This window comes from Streptomyces fuscigenes, from assembly GCF_021556455.1.
Lineage (GTDB): Bacteria > Actinomycetota > Actinomycetes > Streptomycetales > Streptomycetaceae > Streptomyces > Streptomyces fuscigenes.
Window position 1 is genome coordinate 1 of sequence record NZ_JAKGCV010000236.1, and the last position, 8,691, is coordinate 8,691.

Sequence of the window (8,691 nt, forward strand, 5' to 3'; positions counted from 1 at the left end):
GGCCTCGACCTGGCGCTGCTGCCGGCCGGGGCGACGCCGCCGGGCGAGCCCCTCTACCTACGCGGCGCGTGATCGCCGCTCCCGTGCGGTGGCGGGGGCAACGCGGTGCGCGCGCGGCCGTGCGGGCCGGCGCCGGGGCCCCGGGGGCGTGAGGGTCAGCCGTAGATGGGGCCCGTGTACTTCTCGCCGGGACCCTGGCCGGGCTGGTCCTTCACCACGGACGCCTCGCGGAAGGCCAGCTGGAGCGACTTGAGCCCGTCGCGCAGCGGCGAGGCGTGGAACGAGCTGATCTCCGTCGCGCTCGCGTCCATCAGGCCGGCGAGGGAGTGGATCAGCTTGCGGGCCTCGTCGAGGTCCTTGTGCTCCTCGCCCTCCTCGGTGAGGCCGAGCTTCACGGCGGCCGCGCTCATCAGGTTGACCGCCACCGTCACGATCACCTCGACGGCGGGCACCTCCGCGATGTCGCGGGTCAGGGCGTCGTAGTCGGGCTGATCGGAGCCGGGGACAGCCCGGGAAGCTGCCTGGTCGGGGGCAGCCTGACCGGCTGCGGGCGTCGCGTCACTCATGCCCTTACCCTAGGGCTTGCGCAAACGCCCTCCCGCCGCGCCGCCGGTTCGCCGGTGCCCCCCGGAGGTGCTAACCTTGTGTGACGACCGGTCGGGTGTGCATGCGCCCGGCCCACAAGTGGAGGCTCCGATCTCCCACCTGGCCGCCTTCGAGGCGGCGGGTCACCGGTCAGGTGGTGCCCATCGTTCCGTACGGACGATGGAGCCGCCCGATGCGCCCCGTGTGGACCACGGCGGTGCTCCGGTATTCCTTGGAGCTCCTGCCTGTGTCCGTCCGGGGCATTTTTGATGTTCCGCCACGGTTGGTCAGTAAAGACATGGTGATGCGGCTGTCTGCCAGACAGCCGGTCAGTCCCGACCGAGGAGGATCCATCAGCGCCGAGCCCCGCATCAACGACCGGATTCGTGTTCCCGAAGTACGACTCGTCGGTCCCAGCGGCGAGCAGGTCGGCATCGTGCCGCTTGCCAAGGCCCTGGAACTCGCCCAGGAGTACGACCTCGACCTCGTCGAGGTCGCGGCGAACGCTCGTCCGCCCGTGTGCAAGCTCATGGACTACGGGAAGTTCAAGTACGAGTCGGCCATGAAGGCCCGTGAGGCGCGCAAGAACCAGGCGCACACGGTCATCAAGGAGATGAAGCTCCGGCCGAAGATCGACCCGCACGACTACGACACCAAAAAGGGTCACGTGGTGCGGTTCCTCAAGCAGGGCGACAAGGTCAAGATCACGATCATGTTCCGCGGACGCGAGCAGTCCCGGCCCGAACTGGGCTTCCGGCTGCTGCAGCGCCTCGCTTCGGACGTCGAGGAGCTCGGGTTCATCGAGTCGAACCCGAAGCAGGACGGCCGCAACATGATCATGGTTCTGGGCCCGCACAAGAAGAAGACCGAGGCCATGGCCGAGGCCCGGGAGGCGCAGGCCGCCCGCAAGGCCGAGCGCCAGGGTGGCGGCCAGCTCACGGCGGAGCACGACGAGCAGGCCGAGGTGGTCGACGAGCAGGCCGACGAGTCCGCCGAGGCGTGAGCCCCGGACGCTCCACAGGACTGCCTCCGGTCCCGGGCCCGTCCCGGAACCCCATACCGAAGAAATGACGCTTCCGCGCGCCGGCGTGCAGCCGGCCGGGAAGCGCCACTGACGAGGAGACACGGCGCATGCCGAAGAACAAGACGCACAAGGGTGCCAGCAAGCGCTTCAAGGTCACCGGCTCCGGCAAGGTGCTGCGCGAGCGGGCCGGCAAGCGCCACCTGATGGAGCACAAGTCGTCGCGCGTGACGCGTCGTCTCAGCGGCAACGCCGAGATGGCCCCGGGTGACACCAAGAAGATCAAGAAGCTTCTCGGCCTGTGAGCCCGGGTCCCCCGCGCGGGGACCCCGCTTCACTTCACACCGGGACCCACCACTTCGGGTCGTGCGCACGGACCACGGCCCCGCTACAAGGAGTTGACACGTGGCACGCGTCAAGCGGGCGATCAACGCCCACAAGAAGCGCCGGGCGATCCTCGAGCAGGCCAGCGGCTACCGCGGCCAGCGCTCGCGCCTGTACCGCAAGGCGAAGGAGCAGGTCACCCACTCCCTCGTCTACAACTACAACGACCGCAAGAAGCGCAAGGGCGACTTCCGCCAGCTGTGGATCCAGCGCATCAACGCCGCTGCCCGCGCGAACGGGATGACCTACAACCGCTTCATCCAGGGTCTGAAGGCCGCCAACGTCGAGGTGGACCGCAAGATCCTCGCGGAGCTCGCGGTCAACGACGCGAACGCGTTCGCCGCGCTCGTCGAGGTCGCGCACAAGGCGCTGCCGAGCGACGTCAACGCGCCGAAGGCCGCCGCCTGACCCGAGGGGTCGGCGCAGCAGCGTCTTTGGAGTTCACTTCACCGGACCCGCAGGCCGCCCGCCTGCGGGTCCGGTGCGTTGTGCCCGGCCCCGGCCCCGGCGGGACCGCCCCGGGCGACCACCCGGGCCGACCGGACCCGCCCGAGCCGGGCCGCCCCGCTGCGACGAGGCGCCCGCTCCCGCCCCGGAGCCAGCCGCGCCACCGCCCGCCGCACCGTCCCGCGCCGCGGCCCGCCCGGATCCCGCACGCCACCTCGACCGACCAGCGAAAGAAGCCGCCGCCGATGGCCACCCCCGAGCTGATCTCCCCGCGCTCCGCGCGCGTCACGGCCGCGCGGCGGCTCGCGAAGCGCTCCTTCCGGGTCAAGGAGCGCAGGTTCCTGGCCGAGGGGCCCCAGGCGGTGCGCGAGGCCGTCGCCCACCGCACCGGCGGCCGGCCGACGCTGCTGGAGCTGTTCGCCACCGCGGAGGCCGTCGAGCGCCACCCCGAGCTGGTGGACGCGGCCCGGGCCGGCGGCGCGCTGATCCACCACGCGTCCGAGGCCGTCGTCGCCGACCTCGCCGACACCGTCACCCCGCAGGGGCTGCTCGGCGTGTGCCGCTTCCTGGACACCCCGTTCGAGGACGTCGTCGCCGCCCGCCCGCGCCTGGTCGCGGTGCTCGCGCACGTTCGCGACCCCGGCAACGCGGGGACCGTGCTGCGGTGCGCGGACGCGGCGGGGGCGGACGCCGTCGTACTGACGGACGCGTCGGTCGACCCGTACAACCCGAAGGCCGTGCGCGCCTCGGCCGGCTCCCTCTTCCACCTGCCGGTGTCGGTCGGCGTCCCGGTCGAACGGGCCGTCGCCGAGCTCCGGGACGCGGGCGTGCGCGTGCTCGCCGCGGACGGCGCGGGCGACGCCGACCTGGACACCGAGCTCGACGCGGGCACGATGGGTTCCCCCACCGCGTGGGTGTTCGGCAACGAGGCCTGGGGCCTGCCCGAGGAGACCCGCGCCCTCACCGACGCCGTCGTGCGCGTCCCGATCCACGGCCGCGCGGAGAGCCTGAACCTGGCCACGGCCGCCGCGGTCTGCCTCTACGCCTCGGCCCGCGCGCAGCGGAGGGCGTAGGAGGGCGGGGCCCTTTTACGCCCTCGGCCCCCTCGCGGGCAAGGACCTGCCCGAACCGCTCCGGGCGAAAGTCGGGCCCTAGTACTCTTGCGCCTCCAGCGCCCAAGCGCTCAGCCGGGAGAAGGGGCACAAGGGGATGACTGCCGGGACGCGCACCGGGGTGGACCCCGACGACCTGCCCGACGGACTCGTCGTCGCCGACGAGCACGGCCGGGTGGTGCGCTTCAACGCGGCCGCCGCACGCATCACCGGGCTGAGCGCCCACACCGCTCTCGGCCGGCCCCTCGACCAGGCGCTGCCGCTGGAGGACCTCAAGGGCCGCCGCTGGTGGGCGCTCACCGACCCGTACGGGGGCCTCGCGATCCGCGTCGGCCAGCCCGAGCGCAACCTGCTGCTGCCGTCCGGGTCCGAGGTGCTCGTCTCCGCCCGCTACGTCCGTACCAGGCCCACCGGCCCGGTCAGCCGCGTGGTGATCTGCATCCGGGGCACCGAGGCCCGGCGCCGCACCGAGCTGAGCCACGCCGAGCTGATCGCGACCGTCGCGCACGAGCTGCGCTCGCCGCTCACCTCGGTCAAGGGCTTCACGGCGACCCTCCTCGCCAAGTGGGAGCGCTTCACCGACGACCAGAAGCGGCTGATGCTGGAGACCGTCGACGCCGACGCCGACCGGGTCACCCGGCTCATCGCGGAACTGCTCGACATCTCCCGCATCGACTCGGGCCGCCTCGAGGTGCGCCGCCAGCGCGTCGACATCGCGGCGGCCGTCGGGCGCCACGTCCAGGCGTACACCGCGGCCGGCCAGCCGCCGGACCGCTTCCTCGTGCGGATACAGCAGCCGCTGCCCGACCTGTGGGCCGACCCCGACAAGATCGACCAGGTACTGGGCAACCTGCTCGAAAACGCGGTGCGCCACGGCGAGGGAACTGTCACGATCGAGGTGGCGCCCGCCGAGGTCCGCTCCGGCGGGGACGGCGGGGCCGCCCGAACACAGCACGCCCGGGGCGAGGGCCCCGGGGAGGACGACGCCGCGCCGAGCGGCCCCGGCACCGAGAAGGGAACGGCGGTCACCGTGTGCGACGAAGGCCCCGGCATCCCCGAGGAGTCGATGGGCCGCGTCTTCACCCGCTTCTGGCGGGGCAGCAAGCGCGGCGGCACGGGGCTCGGCCTCTACATCGTGAAGGGCATCGTCGAGGCCCACGGCGGCACGATCACCGTGGGGCGTGGCCCCGGCGGCGGCGCCGAGTTCCGATTCGTCCTGCCCGTGGGCGCGCCGGCCTTCATGGCCTGAGCGGCCCGCGGGCTCTTTCACCTTCACCGGACCTTTAGACTCGACCTTTGGCGCCTTCGCGCCGTCTGCGACCGGGAGCGGTCGAGCGGTCGGCAGGGTCGTTCGGGCATGGTCGTTTCGCCAGCCAATCGGAAGTACGGGAAGAGATGTCGGCACCCAACAAGTCGTACGACCCAGTCGAGGTCGAGGCACTGAAACCGGAAGAGATCGAGCGCATGCGGGACGAGGCGCTCGCCGCCTTCGCGGCCGCGGGCGACCTCGACGCGCTCACCCACGCGAAGACCGCCCACACCTCGGGCACCTCGCCGCTCGCCCTCGCCAACCGCGAGATCGGCGCGCTGCCCCCGCAGGCCAAGGCCGAGGCGGGCAAGCGGGTCGGGCAGGCGCGCGCCGCCGTCAACAAGGCCCTCGCGGCCCGGCAGGCGGAGCTGGAGGACGAGCGGGACGCACGCGTCCTCACGGAGGAGGCGGTCGACGTCACCCTCCCCTACGACCGCACGCCCGCGGGCGCCCGTCACCCGCTGACCACGTTCATGGAGCGGGTCGCGGACGTCTTCGTCGCGATGGGGTACGAGATCGCGGAGGGCCCCGAGGTCGAGGCGGAGTGGTTCAACTTCGACGCGCTGAACTTCCTCCCGGACCACCCGGCCCGGCAGATGCAGGACACCTTCTTCGTCCGCAGCGCCGAGGACCGCACCGGGCACCCCGACTCCGCCACCGAGGGCGAGTCCGGTGTGGTGCTGCGCACGCACACCTCCCCGGTGCAGGCCCGCACCCTCCTGGAGCGCAAGCCCCCCGTCTACGTGGTGTGCCCCGGCCGTGTGTACCGCACGGACGAGCTGGACGCGACGCACACGCCGGTCTTCCACCAGATCGAGCTGCTCGCCGTCGACGAGGGCCTGACCATGGCGGACCTGAAGGGCACCCTCGACCACATGGTCCAGGCGCTGTTCGGGGCCGACCTGCGCACGCGCCTGCGGCCGAACTACTTCCCCTTCACCGAGCCGTCCGCCGAGATGGACATGGTCTGCTACGTGTGCCGCGGCGCGTCCGTCGGCAACCCGGACCGGCCCTGCCGCACCTGCGGCAGCGAGGGCTGGATCGAGCTCGGCGGCTGCGGCATGGTCAACCCCCACGTGCTGACCGCGTGCGGCGTCGACCCGCAGAAGTACAGCGGGTTCGCCTTCGGCTTCGGCATCGAGCGGATGCTCATGTTCCGCCACAACATCGAAGACATGCGAGACATGGTCGAGGGTGACGTCCGGTTCACCCGGCCCTTCGGGATGGAGATCTGATGCGGGTCCCGCTTTCCTGGCTGCGGGAGTACGTCGAGCTCCCGGCCACCGAGACCGGCCGCGACGTGCAGGCCAGACTTGTGTCCGCGGGCCTCGAGGTCGAGACCGTCGAGCAGCTCGGCGCCGGGCTCAAGGGCCCCCTCGTCGTCGGCCAGGTCCGCACCATCGAGGAGCTGGAGGGCTTCAAGAAGCCCATCCGCTTCTGCACCGTCGACGTCGGCACCGCCAACGGGACGGGCGAGCTCCAGGAGATCGTCTGCGGCGCCCGCAACTTCGCCGTGGGCGACAAGGTCGTCGTGGTCCTGCCGGGCGCCGTCCTGCCCGGCGGATTCGCGATCGCCGCGCGCAAGACGTACGGCAAGGTCTCGCACGGCATGATCTGCTCCGGCGAGGAGCTCGGCATGGGCGACGACGGGAGCCACGGCATCATCGTGCTGCCGCCCGAGTACGAGCCCGGCACCGACGCCATCGAGCTGCTCGAACTCGTCGACGAGGTCCTCGACATCGCCGTCACGCCCGACCGCGGCTACTGCCTGTCGATGCGCGGCATCGCCCGCGAGATGGCCATCTCCTACGGGCTGCCGCTGCGCGACCCCGCGCTGCTCGACGTGCCCGCGCCGAACTCGTACGGCCACCCGGCGAAGGTCGCCGACCCGATCGGCTGCGACCGCCTCACGCTGCGCACCGTCACGGGCCTGCAGCCCGAGGCGCGCTCGCCGATCTGGCTGCAGCGCCGCCTGCAGAAGGCCGGCATGCGCTCGATCTCGCTCGCCGTCGACATCACCAACTACGTGATGCTGGAGGTGGGCCAGCCGCTGCACGCCTACGACCGCTCGCGCCTCGAGGGCCCGATCGGCGTGCGCCGCGCGCAGGCGGGCGAGAAGCTCACCACCCTCGACGACGTCGAGCGCGTCCTCGACCCGCAGGACCTGGTGATCACGGACGACCGGGGGCCCATCGGCCTCGCCGGCGTGATGGGCGGCGCGCACACCGAGATCGCCGACAGCGTCGCCGACCCGGAGTCCGGCACGGCCGGCGGTACGACCGAGGTGGTCATCGAGGCCGCGCACTTCGACCCGATCTCCATCGCCCGCACCGCCCGCCGCCACCGGCTGCCCTCCGAGGCGTCCCGGCGCTTCGAGCGGGCCGTCGACCCGCTCGCCGGCCCGGCGGCGGCGCAGCGCACCGTCGACCTGCTGGTGCTGCTCGCGGGCGGTTCGGCGGAGGCAGGCGTCACCGAGATCATCGCGCCGTCCGCACCGCACTCCATCGCCATGCCCGCCGACCACTGCGACCGCGTGGCGGGCGTCGCGTACGGCCGGGAGACGGTCGTGCGCCGCCTCCAGCAGATCGGCTGCGACGTGTACGGGCAGGACGAGCTGATCGTCACCGTGCCGTCCTGGCGGCCCGACCTGCGCGAGCCCAACGACCTGGCGGAAGAGGTCATCCGGCTGGAGGGCTACGAGAACCTGCCCTCCACGCTGCCCACCCCGCCCTCGGGCCGGGGCCTGACCGAGCGGCAGCGCCTGCACCGCCGCGTCGGGCGCGCGCTGGCCGGCGCGGGCTACGTCGAGGCGCTGAACTACCCGTTCGTCGGGCAGGGCGTGCTCGACCAGCTCGGCATCCCCGCCGGCGACGACCGCCGCCGCGCCGTCACCCTCGTCAACCCGCTCTCCGACGAGGAGCCGGCGCTGCGCACGACGCTGCTGCCGGGCCTGCTCGCCGCGCTGCGCCGCAACCACGGCCGCGGCTCGGTCGACCTCGCGCTGTTCGAGACGGGCCTGGTCTTCTGCCCGACGGGCGAGGAGAGCGTGCCCGAGCGGCTTCCGGTCGACCGCCGGCCGAGCGACGAGCAGCTCGCCACCCTCGACGCCGCGCTGCCGCACCAGCCCCGCCGGGCCGCGGTCGTCCTCGCGGGCGCCCGCGAGCAGGCCGGCTGGTGGGGCAGGGGCCGCCCCGCCGACTGGGCCGACGCCGTCGAGGCGGCGCGCACCGTCGCCCGGGAGGCGGGCGTCGAACTCGTCGTGCGGGCCGACCAGTACGAGCCCTGGCACCCCGGCCGGTGCGCGGCGCTGTTCGCGACGGTGGACGGTGCGGAGACCCTCGTCGGCCACGCCGGCGAGCTGCACCCGCGCGCCGTGAAGGCACTCGGCGTGCCGGAGCGCACCTGCGCGGCCGAGGTGGACCTCGACCTGATCGAGCGGGCCGGGGACGCGACGCTCACCGCGCCGCGCATCTCGACCTTCCCGGTGGCCACCCAGGACGTGGCGCTCGTCGTCGCCGGGGACGTGCCCTCGGCGGACGTGGAGCGGGCGCTGCGCGAGGGCGCGGGCGAACTGCTGGAGTCCCTGCGGCTGTTCGACGTGTTCGAGGGCGAGCAGATCGGCGCGGGCCGCAAGTCGCTCGCGTACGCGCTGCGCTTTCGCGCGGGCGACCGGACGCTGACGGTCGAGGAGGCGACGGCGGCGCGCGACGCGGCCGTGGCACTGGCCGCCGAGCGCACGGGCGCGGTGCTGCGCGGCGCCTGAGCGGGGGCGGGCCGCCGGCGTACCGGCGGATGACGAGCGGCCGAAGGGGCGCGCCGGGAGGGATCCGGGC

8 protein-coding genes are annotated in these 8,691 nt (G+C 73.2%); 7 read left to right on the plus strand and 1 reads right to left on the minus strand.

Translation table 11 applies throughout. The annotated features are described in order from the left end of the window. Positions 1 to 155: 155 nt before the first annotated feature. Positions 156 to 566, minus strand: a complete 411-nt coding sequence (locus L1885_RS18445; RefSeq protein ID WP_235798236.1) for a DUF1844 domain-containing protein — start codon at positions 564 to 566, stop codon at positions 156 to 158. Positions 567 to 889: 323 nt separating this feature from the next. Between L1885_RS18445 and infC the strand changes: the two genes are divergently transcribed. The 7 genes from infC to pheT all read left to right on the plus strand — a co-directional run bounded on the left by infC (position 890) and on the right by pheT (position 8,621). Continuing rightward, positions 890 to 1,588, plus strand: a complete 699-nt coding sequence (gene infC, locus L1885_RS18450; protein ID WP_235798237.1) for a translation initiation factor IF-3 — start codon at positions 890 to 892, stop codon at positions 1,586 to 1,588. 128 nt (positions 1,589 to 1,716) lie between these two features. Next, positions 1,717 to 1,911, plus strand: coding sequence for a 50S ribosomal protein L35 (rpmI, locus tag L1885_RS18455; RefSeq protein ID WP_235798238.1), 195 nt, complete (start codon positions 1,717 to 1,719; stop codon positions 1,909 to 1,911). 100 nt (positions 1,912 to 2,011) lie between these two features. Beyond that, the gene (gene rplT, locus L1885_RS18460) at positions 2,012 to 2,398 is read left to right on the plus strand and encodes a 50S ribosomal protein L20 (RefSeq protein WP_235798240.1); all 387 of its coding nucleotides are present in this window, start codon (positions 2,012 to 2,014) and stop codon (positions 2,396 to 2,398) included. 284 nt (positions 2,399 to 2,682) lie between these two features. Next, entirely contained in the window at positions 2,683 to 3,510 is an 828-nt protein-coding gene (locus L1885_RS18465; protein ID WP_235798241.1) for a TrmH family RNA methyltransferase, read from the plus strand. A gap of 136 nt (positions 3,511 to 3,646) precedes the next feature. Next, positions 3,647 to 4,798 (plus strand): sensor histidine kinase, encoded by a 1,152-nt coding sequence (locus L1885_RS18470; protein WP_235798242.1) that lies wholly within the window; start codon positions 3,647 to 3,649, stop codon positions 4,796 to 4,798. Between the two features lie 146 nt (positions 4,799 to 4,944). Continuing rightward, positions 4,945 to 6,093 carry a phenylalanine--tRNA ligase subunit alpha gene (gene pheS, locus L1885_RS18475; RefSeq protein ID WP_235798243.1) on the plus strand — a complete coding sequence of 383 codons (1,149 nt, stop codon included), beginning with the start codon at positions 4,945 to 4,947 and terminating at the stop codon, positions 6,091 to 6,093. Then, entirely contained in the window at positions 6,093 to 8,621 is a 2,529-nt protein-coding gene (pheT, locus tag L1885_RS18480) for a phenylalanine--tRNA ligase subunit beta (protein ID WP_235798244.1), read from the plus strand. Before pheS ends, pheT begins: the two co-directional genes overlap by 1 nt. Positions 8,622 to 8,691: the final 70 nt, after the last annotated feature.

Coding starts and splice junctions, on each gene's coding strand:
- L1885_RS18445 (WP_235798236.1), bottom strand. CDS start 566: ATGAGTGACGCGACGCCCGCAGCCGGTCAGGCTGCCCCCGACCAGGCA.
- infC (WP_235798237.1), top strand. CDS start 890: ATGCGGCTGTCTGCCAGACAGCCGGTCAGTCCCGACCGAGGAGGATCC.
- rpmI (WP_235798238.1), top strand. CDS start 1,717: ATGCCGAAGAACAAGACGCACAAGGGTGCCAGCAAGCGCTTCAAGGTC.
- L1885_RS18465 (WP_235798241.1), top strand. CDS start 2,683: ATGGCCACCCCCGAGCTGATCTCCCCGCGCTCCGCGCGCGTCACGGCC.
- L1885_RS18470 (WP_235798242.1), top strand. CDS start 3,647: ATGACTGCCGGGACGCGCACCGGGGTGGACCCCGACGACCTGCCCGAC.
- pheS (WP_235798243.1), top strand. CDS start 4,945: ATGTCGGCACCCAACAAGTCGTACGACCCAGTCGAGGTCGAGGCACTG.
- pheT (WP_235798244.1), top strand. CDS start 6,093: ATGCGGGTCCCGCTTTCCTGGCTGCGGGAGTACGTCGAGCTCCCGGCC.